General features: G+C 57.2%; 16 protein-coding genes and 2 pseudogenes. 2 read left to right on the top strand and 16 right to left on the bottom strand.

Going from position 1 to position 19,669, the window contains the following annotated elements; translation table 11 throughout:
* Nucleotides 1–109: 109 nt before the first annotated feature.
* The 5 genes from EJ072_RS17190 to EJ072_RS36015 form a co-directional block, all read right to left on the bottom strand.
* The gene (locus EJ072_RS17190; protein ID WP_126080642.1) at nucleotides 110–1,318 is read right to left on the bottom strand and encodes an acetyl-CoA carboxylase biotin carboxylase subunit family protein; all 1,209 of its coding nucleotides are present in this window, start codon (nucleotides 1,316–1,318) and stop codon (nucleotides 110–112) included.
* Nucleotides 1,319–1,909: 591 nt separating this feature from the next.
* Nucleotides 1,910–2,671: an SDR family oxidoreductase gene (locus tag EJ072_RS17185; RefSeq protein ID WP_245466459.1), complete on the bottom strand. Its 762-nt coding sequence runs from the start codon at nucleotides 2,669–2,671 to the stop codon at nucleotides 1,910–1,912.
* Between the two features lie 141 nt (nucleotides 2,672–2,812).
* Nucleotides 2,813–3,820 (bottom strand): pyruvate dehydrogenase complex E1 component subunit beta, encoded by a 1,008-nt coding sequence (locus EJ072_RS17180; RefSeq protein WP_126080641.1) that lies wholly within the window; start codon nucleotides 3,818–3,820, stop codon nucleotides 2,813–2,815.
* Between the two features lie 19 nt (nucleotides 3,821–3,839).
* On the bottom strand, nucleotides 3,840–4,823 hold the full coding sequence (locus EJ072_RS17175; protein WP_126080640.1) for a thiamine pyrophosphate-dependent dehydrogenase E1 component subunit alpha: 984 nt from the start codon (nucleotides 4,821–4,823) through the stop codon (nucleotides 3,840–3,842).
* Nucleotides 4,814–4,987, bottom strand: coding sequence for a hypothetical protein (locus EJ072_RS36015; protein WP_189343319.1), 174 nt, complete (start codon nucleotides 4,985–4,987; stop codon nucleotides 4,814–4,816). The genes EJ072_RS17175 and EJ072_RS36015 overlap by 10 nt, the downstream gene beginning before the upstream one ends.
* A 224-nt stretch (nucleotides 4,988–5,211) precedes the next feature.
* On the opposite strand from EJ072_RS36015, the pseudogene EJ072_RS36845 reads away from it, so the two are divergent.
* Nucleotides 5,212–5,839, top strand: a pseudogene (locus EJ072_RS36845) (transposase); the annotation flags it as partial.
* Between the two features lie 154 nt (nucleotides 5,840–5,993).
* On the opposite strand, the gene EJ072_RS17165 reads toward EJ072_RS36845, so the two are convergent.
* The 5 genes from EJ072_RS17165 to dddP form a co-directional block, all read right to left on the bottom strand.
* On the bottom strand, nucleotides 5,994–6,212 hold the full coding sequence (locus tag EJ072_RS17165) for a transposase zinc-binding domain-containing protein (RefSeq protein ID WP_245466460.1): 219 nt from the start codon (nucleotides 6,210–6,212) through the stop codon (nucleotides 5,994–5,996).
* Between the two features lie 364 nt (nucleotides 6,213–6,576).
* Nucleotides 6,577–6,801 (bottom strand): tyrosine-type recombinase/integrase, encoded by a 225-nt coding sequence (locus EJ072_RS36840; protein ID WP_245466461.1) that lies wholly within the window; start codon nucleotides 6,799–6,801, stop codon nucleotides 6,577–6,579.
* A 16-nt stretch (nucleotides 6,802–6,817) separates the two neighbouring features.
* On the bottom strand, nucleotides 6,818–7,015 hold the full coding sequence (locus tag EJ072_RS36835; RefSeq protein WP_245466462.1) for a hypothetical protein: 198 nt from the start codon (nucleotides 7,013–7,015) through the stop codon (nucleotides 6,818–6,820).
* Nucleotides 7,003–7,206 carry a hypothetical protein gene (locus EJ072_RS36830; protein WP_245466463.1) on the bottom strand — a complete coding sequence of 68 codons (204 nt, stop codon included), beginning with the start codon at nucleotides 7,204–7,206 and terminating at the stop codon, nucleotides 7,003–7,005. The genes EJ072_RS36835 and EJ072_RS36830 overlap by 13 nt, the downstream gene beginning before the upstream one ends.
* A gap of 1,114 nt (nucleotides 7,207–8,320) precedes the next feature.
* On the bottom strand, nucleotides 8,321–9,652 hold the full coding sequence (gene dddP / locus EJ072_RS17155) for a dimethylsulfonioproprionate lyase DddP (protein ID WP_126080638.1): 1,332 nt from the start codon (nucleotides 9,650–9,652) through the stop codon (nucleotides 8,321–8,323).
* A 283-nt stretch (nucleotides 9,653–9,935) separates the two neighbouring features.
* Between dddP and EJ072_RS17150 the strand changes: the two are divergent.
* Nucleotides 9,936–10,547 (top strand): annotated as a pseudogene (locus tag EJ072_RS17150) (hypothetical protein); the annotation flags it as partial.
* 1,227 nt (nucleotides 10,548–11,774) lie between these two features.
* Here EJ072_RS17150 and EJ072_RS17145 read toward each other — a convergent pair.
* The 6 genes from EJ072_RS17145 to EJ072_RS17120 all read right to left on the bottom strand — a co-directional run bounded on the left by EJ072_RS17145 (nucleotide 11,775) and on the right by EJ072_RS17120 (nucleotide 19,552).
* Nucleotides 11,775–12,779, bottom strand: coding sequence for an ABC transporter ATP-binding protein (locus tag EJ072_RS17145; RefSeq protein WP_126080637.1), 1,005 nt, complete (start codon nucleotides 12,777–12,779; stop codon nucleotides 11,775–11,777).
* A complete protein-coding gene (locus EJ072_RS17140; protein WP_126080636.1) occupies nucleotides 12,776–13,789 on the bottom strand; it encodes an ABC transporter ATP-binding protein in 1,014 nt (337 codons plus the stop codon). The genes EJ072_RS17145 and EJ072_RS17140 overlap by 4 nt, the downstream gene beginning before the upstream one ends.
* Nucleotides 13,786–14,679, bottom strand: a complete 894-nt coding sequence (locus EJ072_RS17135; RefSeq protein ID WP_126080635.1) for an ABC transporter permease — start codon at nucleotides 14,677–14,679, stop codon at nucleotides 13,786–13,788. Before EJ072_RS17135 ends, EJ072_RS17140 begins: the two co-directional genes overlap by 4 nt.
* A 1-nt stretch (nucleotide 14,680) precedes the next feature.
* Nucleotides 14,681–15,619 carry an ABC transporter permease gene (locus EJ072_RS17130; protein WP_126080634.1) on the bottom strand — a complete coding sequence of 313 codons (939 nt, stop codon included), beginning with the start codon at nucleotides 15,617–15,619 and terminating at the stop codon, nucleotides 14,681–14,683.
* Between the two features lie 15 nt (nucleotides 15,620–15,634).
* Complete coding sequence (locus EJ072_RS17125; RefSeq protein WP_126080633.1) at nucleotides 15,635–17,218, bottom strand: ABC transporter substrate-binding protein; 1,584 nt, start codon at nucleotides 17,216–17,218, stop codon at nucleotides 15,635–15,637.
* A 306-nt stretch (nucleotides 17,219–17,524) separates the two neighbouring features.
* The gene (locus EJ072_RS17120; protein ID WP_126080632.1) at nucleotides 17,525–19,552 is read right to left on the bottom strand and encodes a CocE/NonD family hydrolase; all 2,028 of its coding nucleotides are present in this window, start codon (nucleotides 19,550–19,552) and stop codon (nucleotides 17,525–17,527) included.
* Nucleotides 19,553–19,669: the final 117 nt, after the last annotated feature.

Below are 19,669 nucleotides of genomic sequence, written 5' to 3'. Positions count from 1 at the left end.
AACAATGATGCACGTCGGCTTCATCATCTTCAGCGGCTGGCGCTTGAACCCGGCAACACCACACGGTGGACACAAGCGCCGCTCCGCCAGGTAGCAAGGGAAATCGAACCTATGTAACCGACCACTCAATTAAGCCGACGGCCCGCTGAAGTATCGCCTCCGTCCGAGCGATGTCAGGCGAGCTGGCGGTCACATATCCGATTAAGTCTCGGTGATCGCCTCTCCTTTTGATCGTGGTGTTTGGTTCAAGGTAAAGCTTCACTTTGGCGACGCCAGGTACAGCAGCCGCCCGGCTGACGCCATCGATCCAATCGAGAACGCCGTCCCGTTCAGGAACTAGGAATTGCGCAGCAGCAGTTTCTGAACGGGTTCCGCGCAAATCGCCCTCATCGCCGATCACGAGTTTAATGTGCTCTCGGATAAGATTGATACCGCAAGCTAGCTCAACTAGCTCAACACCGGGCGAGCCCGACATACGCGGATTTACTTCAATGACGACCGGCCCATGTGCCGTCCACCTGAGTTCAACGTTGGTCGGACCCCAGTGAAGGTCGAGAGCCTGTAAACACCTCAGTGAAACATCGGCGATGCGCTCATCCTCTTCATTGGTAAGCAAGGCCGGATAGGCGCATCTATTATATACGAAATGCGGCGAGGGACCGAATTCGAGAGAGGCGATTCCAATGACGTCATCTCCCATCATCTCCACCCAATAATGAAAGCCTTTCACAAATTGTTCCACTAATATTCTTGCTGGGGACTGCCATGTACTCCACCTGCTTGATAGATAAGCAGTATGCTGGATTAGCTCCTCGCTACTGCCGCACAATCGGACCCCCTCGCTGCCGCCGGTGTCCGTGGCTGGTTTTACAATTACAGGAAAGCCGATTTTAGCGGCAGAGCTTACAACCTCGCTCGCATTCGTTGCCAACGCGTAGGCAGGAATTGGAATGTCGGCTTGCCCAAGCAGCTGACGTTGAGTGAATTTATCGCAGCATCGTTCAACCGATTCGGCGTTCGGACCTGGCAGATTGAAATGTCGACAGAGCATGCCGACTGTCGCATATGCAGCTTCCTCCGAGCTCGTAATCCCAGCAATATCATAGGTCGCATGCAGCCGAACACACTCGCAAATCAGCGCATCGAGATTGGATGTGTCCACACAGATTACCTCACTGTCTTCTGCGGCATGATAGTAGTGCCTAAGTGGATCAGCCGCCAGGGTAATCGAGTGCAGGCCAAGACTTCGGGCCGCTTGGACATATAGAGGACCATTGTTCCTTGTACCCTCGATCAGGATAAGCGCTCTTCTTTTCATGTTTGTCGACTCCGAATAGCTTGTCTGGTTTTTTTCCGCGCGTGAGTTCGTCCAACATACCACTGCTCGTGGTTTGCGATTGGTAAATTCTTGTGAAGTAGTTGTATTTATCTGTTGCAGGATGTGACGTCATGACCACCAAAAAGAGTGTCTTGGTTGCCGCAATATAGGCCTATTCTTCTCGCGCAAGTCGGCTGGGGAATGAGAGGCGCGATGATGGGATCCGTTACCGCCGCACCGATCCTGGTGAAGGACCAGAGATCCCATGGCAACGGGTGATGACCGGTGTCTACATCACTCAGCTGGCTGGGGAGCGTCTGGGAGAAGGTACGATGCACGAGCTTCTGCTCGTCGCGCGAACTGTCATTCAAACGAGCTTGGTGAACGGCCTTACACCTAACCTACAGCGGCCTCAAGAACGCACCGCCAAACTGCTGGATAGCTTCATCGATTCGGTTGACGTTCACCGTGCTTTTGACTACGAAACTATGGATCAAGTAGTGCGACGCACAGAAACTTCGATGGGTAGATCATCTTGCTTTGTCACCCCAGGCAGCAGGATGGCCCACCAGAATTAACCAATAGAAAATCTCACCAGCAAGTGTAGCCACCATCCACCAACAATACCGTTCCCGTGATATAGGTTGACGCGTCGCTAGCAAGAAATTGGACGGCAGATGCAATCTCATGAGGTTGGCCGAAGCGGCCCATTGGCGTCCGATCAGACCATGCCCTGACCACTTCTACAGGATACTGGTCGGTCATCTCTGACTGTACGAATCCAGGCGCCACTGCGTTCACCCGAACCCCAGATCTTGCCCATTCGCAAGCAAGGGTTTTGGTTACCATAGTTACCCCCGCCTTGCTCGCATTGTAAGCCGTGACTACGGATTCCTGTCGGGTGACAACATCTCCACATATCGAACTGATATTTACAATCACGCCGGAACCGCGCTCCGCCATGAGAGAGCCGAAGGTGCGACTGCAGTAGAACAGGCCGTCCAAGTTGACTGAAAGGACAGCTCGCCAATCCTCGTCGGTGGTATATTTCGTCGGCGCCGCGCGGGACACCCCGGCATTGTTAATAAGGATGTCAGGGCAAACGGCGATGCCATCGGCGAGATCGCGTACCGCCTGCGAGTCCCTAACATCGAGCTGATAGACTTTAGGCTTGACTGGAAACTGATCTGCCGCCGCGGCCACGCGAACCCGATCCCTTCCAGTGAGAATTATATCGGCGCCAGCTTCTTGTAATGTAAGCGCGACTTGCAATCCGATGCCGCGTGCTCCGCCGGTCACCAAAGCGGTCTTCCCACTCAGACCGAATCTGCCATCGATGAATGATTTACTCATGTATAAGCCCTATCCCTTCTGGAATGTTTCCCGCCTATCGTCTGATGGCCTGCCTTCTTTTTCTAAGCGCGTCTTATCACCTCCTACTGCGACGATAACGGCAGTTGCTGTGTTACTTCCATTCATGCGTTTTTTGGGAACTCAGAGTAACTGTCGTATGGCGCCAACAATGCTGTCCCGTGTTGGAAAAAAGTCCTTCTCAAGAGCCGGACTGAATGGGACATGAATATCTGGAGCACTCAGCCGCAAGATAGGTCGCTTCAAAAGATCGAAGGACTCTTCCGCCATCACCGCTGCGATTTCACTTCCGACGTTGCAGATACGGTGTCCGTTCTCGACAATAATCAGCCGTCCGGTCTTCTCGATTGACATCTTGATTGCCTCATAATCGAGCGGCTTCAATGTACGTGGATCGATCACTTCGACCGAAATGCCTTCCTCGATGAGGTAGTTGGCAGCTTCCATGGTCGGCCTGATAGCACCGGCGATGGCAACGACGGTAACGTGCTCCCCCTCGCGCTTCACGTCCGCTTTGCCAATTGGGATTAAATGGTCCGGATCCGTGGGGACGTCGCCTTTGAGAGGCCAGAGGCGGGTGTCCTCGAAGACGAGCACAGGATCGCCGTCGCGAATGGCGGATTTCATGAGGCCTTTGATATCGGCAGCGCTGGTCGGGCTGATAATCTTAAGGCCCGGCACGTTCATAAAAAGCGGGTAAGGCCGGTCGGCATGCTGTGCCGCTTCGGAGCCCGTCGAGAACATACAGCAGCGAAAGACGATTGGGATGTCTATCTGGCCCCCAGTCATATACCGCAATTTTGAGGCCTGGTTTACAATCTGGTCACAAGCGAGATAGATGAAACTGGCAGTTGAAATGTCTACAATCGGTCGCAAACCATTGATGGCAGCCCCGATGCCAAGTCCCGTAAAACTGCCTTCTGAAATTGGCATGTTCCAAACCCGGTTCTTGCCGAAGCATTCGATAAGCTTGCCGCCGCCATGAACTGAGACGTCCTCTCCCAACAATACAACGCGCTCATCCCGATGCATTTCCTCTAGCTGGGCCTGCACGATTGCCTCAAAATAGGTCATCTGAATATGGGGACCGGGCGTGGCTGCGTCTCTGTGGGTATCGTCTTTCACATCCATTAATCCCTCCAGCCCACCCTTAGCGGGCAATGGTCGACACGAACATATAGTCGGGCAACGTTTCGGGCCGGGGCATGGGGCTAGCCAAAGCAAACTGTACGGCCTGTGTGACGGCTTGGGCCACTTCATGCTCGATGGTTGCTAGAGTCTCTTCATTTACACCCTCTTCGAGCAGCACAGTGCGATATAGCAAAATTGGGTCCCGGTCGCGTTTGTGTGCCTCGACTTCTGCGACCTGTCGATAAGGCTCCCCAGAAACGGCCAAGCCTATATTGTGTTCATCGAACCGATAAGTGTTGGCCACTATGAGAGTGGGTCCCTGCCCCGCGCGTGCTCGCGTGACCGCATATGCCGCAGATTGATAGACGGCACTGACGTCCTGTCCGTCTACTATTTCTCCTGGAATTCCGTAACCTGCCGCTCGTAGGGCAATGTCCGGCTGTCCGTGGCTTGTTGCTACGGAGGTGGTCATTGCATAGCCATTGTTCTCGCAAAGATAAATGACGGGAAGCCTCCACAACGAGGCCATGTTGAGGCTCTCGTGAAAAGTGCCCTGGTTCACTGCTCCGTCGCCGAAAAAGCAAAGGGTAACCTGATCGACGCCGCGCACCTTGGCGCTAAATGCGCATCCTGTGGCAAGAGGAATGCCCCCTCCGACGATTCCCGATTCACTGATAATCCCCACTGAACTGTCCGCAAAATGCATCGAACCGCCACGCCCCTTACAAACGCCGCCCTCCTTACCCATCAGTTCTGCCATAAGCGCCTGCAAATGCGCGCCCTTCGCAATCGGATGGCCATGCGAACGGTGTGTTCCGGTCATGGCGTCATCGTCCCGGAGGGCGAGGCTTGCTCCGACGATAGCGCCTTCCTGACCCACGGTCGTGTGAAACCAACCAGGGATCTGACCACCGTTGAACAGGCGCCTACCTTCTTCTTCGAATCGGCGGATGCGAAGCATCCGTCGAAAAGCCTCTAGCCTACGATCGCCCTTCAACTGCATGACCCAACCCTGCCCGTCAGCAAGGGGCGATCGCCTGCATTCCAACAGCGCGCATCGGCTAAATCCTCGTGCTCGAGCTCCGAAGGTACGTGGCGGGTCTCTTCGGCATTCTCCTGGCGAGGCACGATCTCGGCAGGCACTTTCATCTGGTTCTCTGTCAGCATGGCCTTGTTCCTTCCGGCTCGCACAACCCTGTGCATGCGTCATGCCATTTGACCTGAAGGCTCGCATTACACTGTTCTTCATCGAAGAAAGGCGTCGTGAAAGAACTGCACAGACCTCCTTTGTTCGAAGTTCGCCAACAATGTCGGATCCTGAACTGGCCCCCATTTCGGCCGGACAGTCGGCCTAACGCGGGAGGCTTGGGGATATCCTCAAGCACAGGCTTATGGCTGACGACTGTCGACGGATTGAACTGATCACCGGGGAGGTACGGCGCCGACACTGGACGACGACCGAACAGAAGCTGCAGATTATCGAGGAGAGTTTCCTTCCGGGTGAGACCGTGTCCTCTGTCGCCGCACGATGAGGCGTGGCGCCAAATCTCTTGTATCGTTGGCGCCGTTTATTGAAGGAAGGCGGAACGGCTGCGGTGGGATCGGACGAATCTGTGGTCGGGAGTTCGGAAGTGCGGCGGCTTGAAGAGCGCCTTCGCGACCTCGAGCGGCTTCTCGGCCGCAAGACCATGGAAGTGGAGATCCTCAAAGACGCGCTGGCCAGGTCGGAGTCAAAAAACCGAACTTGCGGCTCTTGTCGCAGCCGAGGGACGGTTCCCGATGAAGGCCGTTGCCGAGACCCTCGGGGCGGCGCGTTCCCATCTCCATGAGTTGCATCGCCTGGTGAAGCCGCGCGGGCCTTATCGCAACCCCGATGACGATGGGCTCTTGGAGCTGGTCGCCGCCTGATCGACGAACGCCCGACCTATGGCGATCGTCGCATCACAGCCCTGACGAACAGGGAACGCGAAAGACGGCGAACCGGCCGTCAATCACAAGCGCGTCTTCCGTGTCATGCGCCAGCGAAACAGGCGCGACAGCACGCGCACGAGTAAAAAGAGCCCGGCCTGCACGAGATCCAGCGTGTGCCGTCGGGCGAGACACCACCACCCGGTACGATACAATCAGGCGGGATGGTAGATGAGAGCTATGCAGCGCCGCGATGAGGCCGATCTCAGCTCCCAAATGCCTGAGATTGGCTTCGCGCGCAGGCGTTTCGGCCGCGTATAAGGTGCCGCCTTGTGAAAGGGATCGCAGCAACCTCAGCCGGCAGCATGAACACTGCGTGATAGAGCACCGGCAGCAGTTCATTCTGGCGTGCGGCAAGCCAGTCCCGGCAGGCCTGACCCTGGCATTTGGGACTGTGCCGGCTGCGACAGGAATTGTAGGCCACGCGGATCGACCGCAGGAGCGGCAGCCGTAGACTGGCCGCCCAGTTCGGCGGTCCGGCAGAGCTCGATCGCGCTCATCACACGCCGCTCGATGCGAGCCTAGATAGCCGTCATGAACCTGTCTATATACTTCGCCATGGCGGCGGAAGATATCCGCCACCTTCAGTCTCGCCGACATGGCGGTACCACTCACCCTGGCGGCACCTCGATGTTCAGCCGGGCTTGTCGTGCGTCGGATGAGGCTGTTCGAGACCTTAGCGTAGCGCGCCGCCGGACAGATTGTTGTGGCCGAGTAGAACCTGGATGGTGCGGATGTCGGTGCGTTCTGAAGATGCGTGGCGAAGCTGTGCCTGAGCGTGTGGACCGTCACCCGCTTAGGCGGCCGCACGCGCCGAACGACAAGCCCAAATAACACCCGCGCGCGGGAAACAGCCAGTCCCGCGGCTTCGCCAAGCCGCCAGTAGACTCGCAGATGCGCAGAAGCTGCGCCGACAGCATCACGGTGCGGTCCTTGTCGCCCTTGCCGTGCTCAACACGGATCACCCCGCGACCGCTGTCGATGTCGCCGACCTTCAGCCCGACAGTCTCCAAGCACTGAGACCTGCTCTTAGGCCGTCGTCAGGGCCGTACGGCACTTCAGGCTCGGCACCGCCTCTAGGAAGGCCACGACTTCGTCGGCGCTCAATACCACCGGCAGCGTGCGTAGCGAGCGAGCATAGACGATCCGCTCCGGACTCTCGGCATGGCCCAGCGTCACGCCGTAGAGGAACCGCAGCGCGCACACCGTCTGGTTCAGCGCAGCCACGAGATTCCGGTCGACATCAAATGAACTTGGAAGGCGCGCACGTCCTCCAGACCGAGCCGGTCCGGCGAACGGCCAAGTAGCGCGAAAACTTCGCCGCGGCATGCACGTGGGGATCGCTGCGTGGCCGGCGGCAGATTACGGATCGTCATATCCTCGATCATGCGCCGGGGAACTGGGGTCAACTTGGCCATTTCTGTAGCTCCTGTTCTCAGATTGCGCTTCAACAGCCGCGATCCTTCAAAACAGAAGCGTTCCTGCAAACCGATCCGCCAAATGCCGCGTTAGCGGCTTCGTTCAATCCTCAAAATGCCCACATCGCCAAAAATCTGCCAAAGTAGCACTAGGCTGCGTCGCGACGGATCGCCTCTGGTGGACTCCGACAGGCAAGTCAGAGAAAGCTCGAAAAATCAACACTGGGGCGTTTCCGTCGGACGCTCAGCTTAGCTACATCCGTGGCAGACTTATTGGACTTGCTCAGCGCGGCGGCAGCACGATCGAAGAACTCTGGAGGAAGGCCCTCTCCGGGTTAGTAGAGTCAAAAAGATTTGTCCCCTGTGACGCAAATGCGAAAAGCAAGCCGACCAGGGGAGTCGTGATCAGTAGGGCGGAAATCGCACAGCATTTCTCTTCCAACAAACGCCCAGCCTCGGCATGTATATCTAGGGAATAGTGCATATTTATCCTCCGAGATAGCGTTCCGTCACGACAGGAGGGACTTCTCATAGTATCGCGCTGCCTCAGGTTTCTTGTCAAGCAGGTCCCGGCTGTGACGTAAGCAGATGAATTGACCGCCCCATGGAGCACCGAACACGCCGAACGATGACGACCGATCCGCGCTCCATACACCGAAGCTCCACATTGTTGTGTCCCCAGCCAAGATCGAGAGCATGCAAACCACTCAGCGAAATGTCTGCTACACGAAAATCGTCGTCACGAAGCGCCAACCCAGTGTGACCTGACACTGACCGGCTATTGCCTGCAATTCGACCAATATCCTTGGCGGAATGGCCACATGCGCCACCCCCAACAGAGACCGTGTGTTCGGAGGCTAACAGCGGACTTGCTGCAAATCTGACGCCACAGCTGCCACTGCCCGACTGCTGGTCAGAGTATCGACAGCACTCGCGGGTCAGGGCGTCGACCATGGACTTGGATGCCTCCACCCCCCTTTCTACGAATGTAGGCGGGCGAGTTGGACCAACGAAAAGCCAACTTCCGCAAAAGTGCTGAGCCAGATGCGCAACAAACAGCTTTTCCGCGGATCTCTCAAGAATTGGACAATTTGAAGAGACTCGGCCGAAATCCCTAGGCCACCAAAGCCTCATCAAACGGGCATCTCGTGAGATTTTCAACTCCGCTCTCGGTCACGAGCACCTGCTCTTCCAGTTTTACGCCTTCCCGCCCACCGACGGCACCGATATAAGCCTCGACGCACAGGGTCATTCCGGGCTCGAGAACATAGTCGAATGCTCCCGGGATGAAGTCTTCAGGATAGAGAATCGCGGGATATTCGTCGCAAAGACCAATGCCATGCATCATGACGCCATATCGCTGCTTGACGAAATCCGCGGGAAGCTTGTGGCTGCGCTGAGTGAGTTCGGTGAAAGAGACGCCCGGCTTTAGCATAGCCATGTTTGCAGCTACGTGCTCGTAGGCTATGTCGTGCAGCCTTCGCTGTGCTTCGGTGGGTCGGCCGTCACCGCAGTGCCAAGTGCGGGAGAAGTCGGCACACATGCCGTACGGGCCCACCATATCGGTGTCGAAGGCGACGAGGTCTCCTGAGACAATGCGACGGGGGCCGGCCTCCTGCATCCAGGGGTTCGTGCGCGGGCCGGAAGTTAAAATGCGCGTTTCGATCCACTCGCCACCACGTGCGATGTTTTCGGCATGAAGAACCGACCAAAGTTCCGTTTCGGCTATGCCGGGCTGCAAACGTTCTCGCATTTTGGCAACGGCAATCTCGCAGGTCGCGAGAGAGCAGCGCATGGCGTTGATCTCGTCGATTCCCTTAATGGCCCTGGCGTGCTCCATGAGCTGCATGCCGTTGCAAACCTCGATGCCAACTGCATCTAGCGCACGAAGGCCGGGGATTTCGATCTTGTCGACGGCAAGACGACGGTTTTTGCCACCAGAGCGGCGCAACAGTTCGTCAATTTGTCCGGCAAAGTCCTTGGCGACTGCTTCTTCTTGGTCGCCGGCAACGAAATAGTAAAAGCCGGCCCCGCCATCCCGGGTTTCGTTGATGAGCGGCAGATAGGTTGACAGGTGGCTGCAACGATGGAAATCCCAGAGAACGACATAGCCGTCGGCCGATACGAACACAGCTCGTGACGGATTGTGCATGATCCATATGTGCATGTTCGAGGAATCTGAAGCGTATCGTATGTTCAGCGGGTCGAAGCAGAGCACGCCCGCATAGTCTCTTTGGCGGAGTTGCAGAACAATCCGATCAAGACGGGTCTTGCGCATACGATCTAGGTTGGGCGTGGTCAGGCCCAAGGCTGCCCACTCCGCAAAGGCGACGTCCGTCGGCCCAATTTCAACCCGATCGTTGTCATCCATGCTCCCATCCGGCTTAAGTGCTTTTGCCACTCGCGTGGGATCAATTTTGTGGTTCACAATCGAAAACGAGGACATGTTAAGGCCGCCCTAGTGGCTCACTCTTACGTGGATCTAAGACCGGATTTCTTGGATGCTAAAGGCGGAAAAAATATTGCTCGATATAAAGTCAATTCATCTGCATTCGTGCTCTGGGGTGCCTGCGACCACAACTGGAACCAGGTAGCCTTCCAGCGCGCCGCAATGGGCAATCTGTCGATCCCAGAGCTTTGCCGGGAGCCCTGTCGTGCTAGTGGTTTACGCCTGACATAAGAGTTCGGCTGAGGATTCCCTTTTGTGAGTGCGCATGCGAGTCTGGTACATGCGCACAGGAATATACCTCACCGTTTCTTCGATTGATCGTCAGCCTCTCTCTGATCAGCGCGCCCATCGCAGTGCGCTGCAGAAGCACGTTTGGCGCGCAGAGATCATTCTGTTGAGCAGCGACGGCGTGGGCACCCTCGAGATCATGCGGCAATCTGGTAAGTTCAAGACTTGCGTGTGGCGCGCCAGTGCAAGCTCTGCAACGATCCGCAGTTCGTCGACAAACTGCGCAACGTCGTCGGCCATGCCACTAGTTGATCCACCGGCTCACGCTATCCTGTTGTCGGTCGACGAGAAGAGCCCAGATCCAGGCGCTCGACCGCACCCAGCCCGGCCTGCCCATGAAGGGTAGGCTCGGCACCACGACCACGACTACAAGTGCAACGGCACGACCACCCTGTTTGCCGCCCTTACCGTGCTCGATGGCACCGTTATCGGCAGGAACATGCAGCGCCATCGTCACCAGGAATTCATCCGCCTCACTCAACGCTGTCGATGCCGAGGTGGCGGCCAGCAGGGCCATCCACGTCGTTCTTGACAACTACGCCGCTCACAAGCACCCCAAGGCGCGTGCCTGCTCGGCCGCCATCAGCGCCTCACCTTCCGCTTCCACCTTAAGCGTCACGAGCACCGCACGGCTGTCCTTGGTTGACAGAGGCAGGGTCAGATGCGGGCCGCTTTGACTCGCTGCGGCATGGTACGAGCGGATGGCGACGACCGCCTTTGCAACGGCGGCGACGCCCGCGCCGTCGAGACGGGAGTTCACCCCCTTTGTGTCCCGGATTAGGACGGCGTCATCTGGGTCTACGGCGCCAATGATGACGACGGGATCTTCACCGATGAAGGCTTCGAGGAGGTCAAACTCCTCCTCGAAGAACATCATCGCGTCTCCCCATCGAAAGCTTGACCCCAGCACTCCGGTGCTCAGGTTCTCTGGCCACCAGATACGCACGTCTGCGGTCTTCACCGGATGCGTACCACGCAGGCTCAAGTTGGCGTTTGGAATTGGCAACGCTTCCGGAGCGAAACGTTATGACGAACTGAACGTCAAGGGACTCTCCATCGCTGACCTAATGAGCGTGGAAAGCTCTACGAGGAGATGCTGGACCTCATGGAAGAATCCGGGGAATTTCCGATTCCTGACCCACGGGGCCACTCCCGTCGTGTATCGCACAACGAAGGTGCAGGCGGCAATGCGCCCAGATGGAACCCCACTATATCTCGATTGCAAGCCAGTTTCGGGCTGAGCGACATCTGTGGCTTTCGTCCCAACAAGAAGCGTTCCAGGACCGCTATTCTAAGCCAGAACGATTCGGCGCTCGCGAAATACGTGTAGAGGAGCGCCGCCACTTCATAGGCGCTTACTACATAGCGGACACGGACACCGGTTGCCCGAGGTTATCGGTCCCTGGATGCCAGATTCAATCATTGAATTTGATGCGCAGCATGATGTTGATGCCCCATTCGTTATTAGCGCGCCGGCGGGAACAGTGGGCGCCTCCGCCTTACCCCCATAAGCCGTACCCTCATAGGGCGCGCGAACCGGGCACTGCTTGTGCGGCACAGCTGAACCATGGACGCCTGCCGAGGGTGCCCACCAACCGCAGTTCCCCAGTTGCGAAGCCCTCGAGGCCACCCCGTTTTTATGTTACGCCGTCGCAATCGCCGGGTTCGGCTGTTCGGCCGGAACACCCCAATTGCTCGCCATGGAATGCCAATGCATTACGCCAGACCCGCGGTCTGTTGCGCTGATGAAAGGCTTCGCGCCTGACAAATTGCCTAAGCCCAGCCAAGATTTTAAACAAATCGGCCCCCAGTTTCCGCGAGGGATGAACGTTCAGCAGGTCAACGATTTGGAGCTTAACGGGAAATGGCATCTAAAGCTGTGCTCCGGGTCCTGCAGGCTCACTGAGGATGGGGGAGCGACGCGGCCACAGATGCGATCTTGAGCGTAACGACACCGGGTGTGGAACTCGCAGCCGGATGGCCGGTACATCACGCTTGGCACTTCGCCCTTGAGCTCAATCCTGTTGAGCACTGCGTCTGGGTCCGGTTCGGGATTGGCCGCAAGCAGCGCTTCGGTATAGGGATGGCTTGGCTGATGGAAAATACTCTGCGTCGTGCCGACTTCAATGAAGCGGCCGAGATACATGATTGCCATGCGGTCAGTTATGTGGCGCACTACATTGAGGTTGTGCGTGATTATCAGGATCGCGATGCCTAGTTCGTCCTGCAGGCGAGTGAGAAGATTTAGCACCTCGCCTTGCACCGAGACATCCAAGCCCGCGGTCGGCTCATCGGCGATGATCAAGTCCGGATTGAGCGCTAGGGCGCGCGCCACGCTGACGCGCCTGGCTTGACCACCGGAGAGTTGATGAGGATAGCGGCCAACAAAATCGGCCGGCAAGCCCACCATCCGCAGGAGGCGCGTCGCTTCAGCTCCTAAATCGCGATCCTTCAGCCCATGGATGCGGAAAGGCTCGGTCAAGATCGATCGCACCGTCAGCCTGGGCGAAAGTGAACCGATCGGATCCTGAAACGTCATCGCCATGCGTCGCAAGTAGGGCTTGCGTTCTACCGCACTGAGGTCCGTGAGTTCCTGCCCATCGAAGCTGATGCTGCCGCTCACCGCCCGCTGCAGGCCAATCATCGTGCGAGCGACGGTGGATTTTCCGGAGCCGCTCTCGCCGACAAGGGCCAGCGTCTCACCCTTGTGAATTTCAAAAGAAACACTGCATACCGCGTCGATGAAAGGCGCATTTGTCCCGGTCGCGAGCGCTTTAAGCGGCCCCATCGTGCGGAAGCGGACGCAGAGGTCCCGAACACTGACAAGGGCACTCATGCCGAAACTAGTCGATTTTCTTCGAGCAGATGGCATCGTGCCGTCTGCCCTGGGCTGATCGGGCGATCGACTGGCTGTTCCTCGAGACAGCGATCATATGCCTGCGGGCATCGCGCGCTGAAGATGCACCCCTTCTTCAAGCCCAGGAGGCTGGGCACCTCGCCGGAAATGGTCGGCAATGTGCGTGTGGTTCGTTTAAGCCGCCCCGGGTCGCACTCAAGCAGGGCGCGGGTGTAGGGATGAGCGGGATTGCGGAATATGCTGCGCACATCGCCTTGTTCGACCACTTCGCCGGCATACATGACGACGACCCGGTCGCACAACTCAGCCACAGCTCCAAGATGATGGGATACGAAGAGGACGGAGCAACCGATCTCCCTTTGGAGATTTTTGAGCAGATGGATGATCTGGACTTCAAGTGTCGCATCGAGCGCAGTCGTCGGCTCGTCGGCGATGAGGAGCACGGGTTTTACAAGCAGCGCCATGGCTATACATATCCGCTGACGCATGCCGCCGGAAAAGTGGTGCGGATAGGCCCCGATCCGGTTTTGCGGATCCGGAATTCCGACCCGGTGTAGCATGTCGATGGCACGAGCACGCTTTTCACTCCGGCTTTTTTGCTGGTGGTGCTGGATGTCGATCATCTGGTTCTCAACGGTGCGCACAGGATTAAGCGCAGTCATTGGATCTTGAAAAACCATGGAAAGTCGATCGCCAAGCAGGCTACGCTGCGACTGAGCCGGCATCTTCAGCAGGTCTCGCCCTTCAAACAGGATCTCGCCACCTGTGACATCGGCATTTTCCGAAAGCAGACCCATCACCGTATACGCAAGCGTCGACTTTCCAGATCCGCTTTCGCCGACAACGCCGACCACCTCTGCGGCTGCGACATTAAGCGACACGTTTCGCAGTGCATGAATGCGCCCCTCTGGTGTCCCGAAATCAAGATGGAGGTGACGTATCTCCAGGAGGGGTGTGGTCGATTGCGATGACCGATCGTGTGGTATCATAGATCTTTCCGCAGCTTTGGATCGAACATGTCGCGTAGCGCCTCACCCAGGAATGTGAAGCCCAGCGTTGCGAGGACGATTGGAATACCACCGCCAACCACAAGCCACGGCGTCTGCTGGATGTAATTATAGCCGTCGTTGAGGATTGCTCCCCAATCGGGCGTGGGTGGACGTACGCCCAAACCAAGGAAGCTGAGACCGGCCTCCACCGCGATTACCGCGGGCACGTCCATGCTCACGAGGATGAGAAGCGGGCCGATAACATTAGGCAGTACGTGCACTGCCAGGATGCGCATCGTGCCAGCGCCCAGAGTGCGTTCTGCGGCGATGTATTCACTGTTGCGTAGCGCCTCTGTCTGGGTCCTCACGACCCGTGCATAAATGGGCATAGAGGTGATTGCGATAACAAAAATCATGCTGGCCAGGCTGGGTCCAAGTAAGCCGATAATCGCCAACGCGAAGATGATGCCCGGAAAGGAGCGGATCGTATCGAATAAAAGAAGGAGCAAATTGTCCAGCCACCTCGGTCCGAAGCCTGCGATCAGACCAAGCACGAGGCCGGCTGCCAGCGAACTGCCTAGCGAGGCGAAGGCGACAAGCAGCGGGACGCGGCCGCCCATCATGACGCGCGAGAATGTGTCGCGGCCCAGTTGATCGGTGCCCAGAAGAAAAAGTAGTGACGGGTCCGCCAAGCGCGGCCCCACCATGATGCGGGTCGGATCATGTGTAATGATGATCGGGGCGAAGATCGCGCTTGCGAAAACGATCGCGACCAGCGCGGCTCCAAGGACGCCAAGACGGTTCTTGCGCAGTTGCCGCACCGTCTTACGGAAGCTGCCGGGTGCTAGCTCTGGGCCAGTTTCGCCGCGGAGCGCTTCAAGGCTCGCCATGCTAAAGTTTCTCGCGGGTTCGAGGATCAAGAGAGGCAGCGATCAGATCGGACGCCGTCGTCGCCAAGACAGTAACAACAGTGGTGACTAGCACGGCCCCTATTACGACTGCATAGTTGCGCGTGTTGACCGCCTGTACAATCAAGGCACCGATACCTGGTCTTGCGAAAACGACCTCGATAAAGACAGCTGACGAAAGCAACCACGCTATGCCCACGCCGAGGATCGTCACTGTCGGCAGGATCGCAAGCGGCAGCGCGTAATGCAAAACAATGCGCCATTCGGAAATGCCGAAGGAACGGGCCATTCGCACATGGTTTTCACCCAGGATCTCCATCATGGATGCCCGTACCAGCCGGGAGATGTATCCAACCCAGCCGATCCCGACGGCGAAGGCTGGCAGAATGAGATGAACAAGGCCGTCCAAAAAACCCTGTCCGGCTCCGACTGCTGGTAACCAATGGAGCGTGACAGCGAAGATCAGGAGTGCGTAGACAGCCATGACGAACGAAGGAATCGCGATCGTGGCGACTGCCATGATCGCGACGATCTGGTCGATGACAGAATTACGCCTCATGGCCGAATAACAACCGAGCGGCACCGCAATCGCCACCGCCCACAAAATCGAGACGAAGATTAGTTCGATAGTATAAGGAAGTTGCTCGAATATTATGTCCGCAACCGGACGTTGGCTCAACACATCAAAACCAAGATTGCCTTGCAGCAGCCCTTCGAAGAAAATGACGATCTGCACGGCAAGCGGCTTATCCAGCCCCATCTCCCGATGAAGGTGCGCTATCATTTCAGGCGTGGCGCGGGGACCTAGCAGAGCAACGGCTGGGTCGCCAGGCACCGCATGGATCATCATGAACACAAGGGTCACCGCGATCACCGTAATGGCGACCGCGAGGAAAACGCGTTTCAGTAGATAGATCCACACAGTTCACGCTCAAGCTTAAGCCGGCTGGAAATCGATATATAATGGGGTTCCATCTGGGCGCATCGCCGCTTTCATTCGCGTCTTCCGATATAGGATTGGATTGGTCTCATTGGTCAGGAACCGAAATGCGCCAGAATCTTCCATCAAGTCCTGCATGTCCTCGTAAACCTTTGCCCGCTCGTTGGGATCGTTAATGGACAGTCCCTTAGCGTTTAGCTCGTCAAAGCGTTGGCTGCGGAAGCGTTGCCAGTTCCATATACCCACTTGATCTTGCACGAACCAAGTCACGTAGTCGTACGGATCCGGCAGTCCGGAGAAGGTCATAATAAAGAGCTGCACGTCCTTCCAGCTGTCTCCCTCAGACTCCACGCCGAGTGACCAGAATGTCCCGGGATCTCGGGCATTAACCACCAGAGAAATTCCGACTTGGGACAATTGTGCCTGCACCGTCTGAGCTATGGCTGAAGTCTGGCTGTCGTTTGTACAGTCGAGGCTCAATGTCAAACCATTTACCCCAGCCTTCTCGAGAAGCTCTTTGGCTTTTGAGAGATCACCTTCCGGCGGAACCAGAGTCTTTGCGCGATGCCCAACGATACCTGGAGGAATAATACCCGTGGCCGCAATTGACTGACCGTCATACGCGGTATCTAAAACCTGTGGTACATTGATCGCCCATTGGATCGCCCTGCGGACATTTATGTCCTTCAGTTTGGGATGATCCATGTTCATGCCGATCCATGTATAACGGGTCGATGCCCTTTCCGCGATCTCCGTGTTGGCGGGCGGATTGCTCTTGAACGCCGCGAGAGAGTCCAAACCGACTACGGTGAAATCGACGTCGCCCGCCTGATAAGCACGTTCCGCTGCCTTAGCGTCCGGAATAGGCAGGATACGGATTTCGTCGAAGCCCGGCTTGGGGCCTGACCAGTCCGGATTTCTCGTGAGAAGTGCGTACTGGTTGGGCTTCCAGTCAGCCAGCACGTAGGGACCTGAGAATGCTGGCGGCTTCACACCGAAATTACCGCCGTCCTTGGTGGCTTTCCTTACCGCAGCCTCAGAAACGATTTGGCCGACGGCATAAGGCAGCGGAACAAGCCAAACAGCCGCAAATGGCGCGTTGAACACGATAACACCACTGTAGTCGTCCTCCACCTCGACGTGATTTAACGAGCCCCATTGGGGCTTGATGGGTGAATTGAGCTTGATGACGCGCTCGAAAGAGAACTTAACATCCTTGGCCGTCAGCTCGCCGTAATCGCCACTAAATTTTATGCCTTTCTTGAGGCGAAATCGGATATGCGTGGGATCAACCTGCTCGATCTTGTCTGCAGCCTCTAACTCCCAGCCCCATTCGGTGCCGGGCTTATATCGCGTGAGCTTTGAATAGATACAGTTTGTTAGGTCTACTTCCGCCGCCTGCCCGAGGAAAGCGGGATCCAGCGTGACCAGGTCTCCACTGGAACGCACCTCGAGCACCTTGCCTTCGGCCGCCCAGATGACTTGAGACAAGGGCATGCCAGCAGAGATTATGCCACCGCTTAGCGCGGCTCCTGCCCTAAGAAAGGTGCGGCGGCTTACACTTTGCATCATGTCCTCCATGGCTGTTCCCCTTGCCGAGCGACTTGCCGAGGCGTCTTGCCGTGGCCGCGGCGCCCGCGTTCCTTGCTCGGGTGTGTTTCTCTTTGGAATATACTATGGGGCAGCCAAGCCGCAGGCGGAAAAGATACCGTCAGGCATAAATTCTGTTTATGTCATGAGCTCTCGGCCTAGTTGCCGACGCAGCACTCTTTCCTTCAGAAGTTGCGGAGATGGCGTGAACCTCACTGCTGGTTGGAACGCGTCAATACCTACTATCTCGTTGTAAAAAGCGACATTTGAACCCCGGCCGAGCGGGACCAGTACCGGTCAGTTTAAGTCCCGAGCGAACTCCTTGACGTCGTCTCGTTCAAGTAAAAGCTTGTCGCCTTCCTTCGCCACGATATGTGTCTCGATGCGCCATACGTCGCGCAGCGCGCGGACAGTGGCCGAGAGCGCAATATGCACGTTCCAGTTACCGCGGGCGTACGACTTTTCCCAGTTGGAGGTTCCGCGCGCCGAGCTCGGATCGTCGGGATGCATGGTAAGTGTGTCACTGTGCTTAGCCGAAATGACCATTCCGGTGTGCGGATGCACCACGGTCCCCGCGTCGCTCGCCATCCGGAAAGTTGTCTCGCCCGTGGCTTGGTTGGTGATTACCTCGCGACAGAAAGGTTTACCAGGCTTAATAGTCTCTGTTGCCATCGGCCGAGCACTCTCTGGCTTCAGAAACGGTACAAGTTTGGAGTCTACGGCATTCGCTTTGCGCACCGGCAAGATAAGCCTGCTGGCCGCACAATGTATTGATAGACTTGCCCTCTCTGGACTAGGAAAGACAATAGGCCAATGGCTGGTGGCGATGGCGAGCCTTATGCGTTGCCCTTTTTCAAAGCGTTGCCCGCAAGACCGCAGCTTCAGGCGTATTGCTTCAGCCTTACCGGGCGTCATTGGCTTCAAATCGAGGTCGTCGTGGCGATGGGTCAAATTCAGAATGCCATAGCTCACACGGGTGGCCGAGCCGTCCTTAAACACGAGCGAAAGCGTGGCCGATAGGATTGCCACTGCTTTGTCGGAAGAGAGGGTTACCTCAAGCTCGGGGAAGCCGAGAAGGTCTACCTCCTCCAGAAGAGGCTCGGTTTCGAATACCAAGGCGTTTCCGGCTTCCATGCGCTGGTCGATGGGCTGGTCCGGCACTGCGCCATACGCGCACCAAACACCGGATGATAGCCCCGAAGTGGACGGTGAACAGATCGTAAGAACAGCATCACTGCCATCTCCTTCGGCAAGAAGTCCCGGTGAGAGCGACAGCCGTCTTTCGACAATGCTCGCCGTCGGCCAGGAAGGCTCAGCGATCCAACGGCCTGGCCGCTCGTCGTAGATGGCGGCGGGGGGCAAAGGATCCTGAATCCACGCGCGCAACATCGGCTCGTCCTCAACGCCGGTGTGGATGGCTTTAAGATGCTGGTCCCACCAGCGCAAGCATTCCTGGAGAAAGCCGATGCGAGGCCCGGGCATGGCGATGTGAGGATACTTATGAGCCCAAGGGCCGATCAGGCCTTTGCGAGGTCCCGGCAGGTTCTCGAGCATGCGCAAGATGGCGTTGGGATAGGCGTCCGCCCAGCCACCCACCGCGTAGACAGGAATCTCGATGTTGGAATAGTCCTCGCAGATAGAACCATGCTTGTAGAAATCGTCCCGACGCTGGTGCGCGAACCAGTCTTGCAGCCAGATCCCGTTGCCGTTGAGCCGCTCTTCCCAAATCTCACGCCAGCGTTCTCCCACAAGAGCTGGATCGGGCGGGGTCATGGCAATCGCCCAAGCCGCTGCCCCCCACATCAAATTTTCGCACATAAGCGCGCCGCCGAAATAGTGACATTCATCCCGGTATCGATCGTCGGTCGAACACAGCGAGATTATCGCCTTGAGGGCTGGCGGACGGCGGGCAGCAACCTGAAGGCTGTTGAACCCGCCCCAGGAGATGCCAATCATACCGACACTGCCTGAGCACCATAATTGCTTCGCCAACCATTCGATCACGGCAAGACAGTCGTCCTGCTCTTGTTTGAGATATTCGCCCCTGCAGACCCCTTCGCTATCACCCGAACCGCGCATGTCCACGCGCACACCTGCATAGCCATGCCCGGCGAAGTATGGATGGGTGAGTTGGTCGCGCTCCACAGTCCCATCCCTCTTTCGATAGGGCAGGTATTCGAGGATGGCGGGGACCGGGTCCGCCTCGGCGTCCTCCGGCAACCAGAGGCGGGCAGCGAGCTTTACCCCGTCCGGCATCGGGATCCAGACATTCTCGATCTCGCGCACTTTGCGGGGGAAGTCGGTAACAACGCGGATGTCATCCATGGTCCAATCCTCATATGCGTTCGCGCTTGCCGAACTGCCCTTGAGGTTCAGCAAGAAGGCGGCGGGTAACCTGCTGGAACAAAAGCGGTGGCAGGGATACCCGTGTTCGTCGAAGGG

The sequence above is a fragment of the Mesorhizobium sp. M2A.F.Ca.ET.046.03.2.1 genome, from assembly GCF_003952425.1.
In the GTDB taxonomy this organism is placed as follows: Bacteria; Pseudomonadota; Alphaproteobacteria; order Rhizobiales; family Rhizobiaceae; genus Mesorhizobium.
Note: the sequence above shows the minus strand (reverse complement) of the source record. Positions and strands in the feature narration are given on the sequence as shown.

What these genes read in the sequence shown, in the direction of transcription:
- EJ072_RS17140 (WP_126080636.1), bottom strand. Translation starts at nt 13,789, where the DNA reads ATGATACCACACGATCGGTCATCGCAATCGACCACACCCCTCCTGGAG.
- EJ072_RS17190 (WP_126080642.1), bottom strand. Translation starts at nt 1,318, where the DNA reads ATGAAAAGAAGAGCGCTTATCCTGATCGAGGGTACAAGGAACAATGGT.
- EJ072_RS17125 (WP_126080633.1), bottom strand. Translation starts at nt 17,218, where the DNA reads ATGGAGGACATGATGCAAAGTGTAAGCCGCCGCACCTTTCTTAGGGCA.
- EJ072_RS17185 (WP_245466459.1), bottom strand. Translation starts at nt 2,671, where the DNA reads ATGAGTAAATCATTCATCGATGGCAGATTCGGTCTGAGTGGGAAGACC.
- EJ072_RS17180 (WP_126080641.1), bottom strand. Translation starts at nt 3,820, where the DNA reads ATGGATGTGAAAGACGATACCCACAGAGACGCAGCCACGCCCGGTCCC.
- EJ072_RS36015 (WP_189343319.1), bottom strand. Translation starts at nt 4,987, where the DNA reads ATGCTGACAGAGAACCAGATGAAAGTGCCTGCCGAGATCGTGCCTCGC.
- EJ072_RS36830 (WP_245466463.1), bottom strand. Translation starts at nt 7,206, where the DNA reads ATGGCCAAGTTGACCCCAGTTCCCCGGCGCATGATCGAGGATATGACG.
- dddP (WP_126080638.1), bottom strand. Translation starts at nt 9,652, where the DNA reads ATGTCCTCGTTTTCGATTGTGAACCACAAAATTGATCCCACGCGAGTG.
- EJ072_RS17120 (WP_126080632.1), bottom strand. Translation starts at nt 19,552, where the DNA reads ATGGATGACATCCGCGTTGTTACCGACTTCCCCCGCAAAGTGCGCGAG.
- EJ072_RS17175 (WP_126080640.1), bottom strand. Translation starts at nt 4,823, where the DNA reads ATGCAGTTGAAGGGCGATCGTAGGCTAGAGGCTTTTCGACGGATGCTT.
- EJ072_RS17145 (WP_126080637.1), bottom strand. Translation starts at nt 12,779, where the DNA reads ATGAGTGCCCTTGTCAGTGTTCGGGACCTCTGCGTCCGCTTCCGCACG.
- EJ072_RS17135 (WP_126080635.1), bottom strand. Translation starts at nt 14,679, where the DNA reads ATGGCGAGCCTTGAAGCGCTCCGCGGCGAAACTGGCCCAGAGCTAGCA.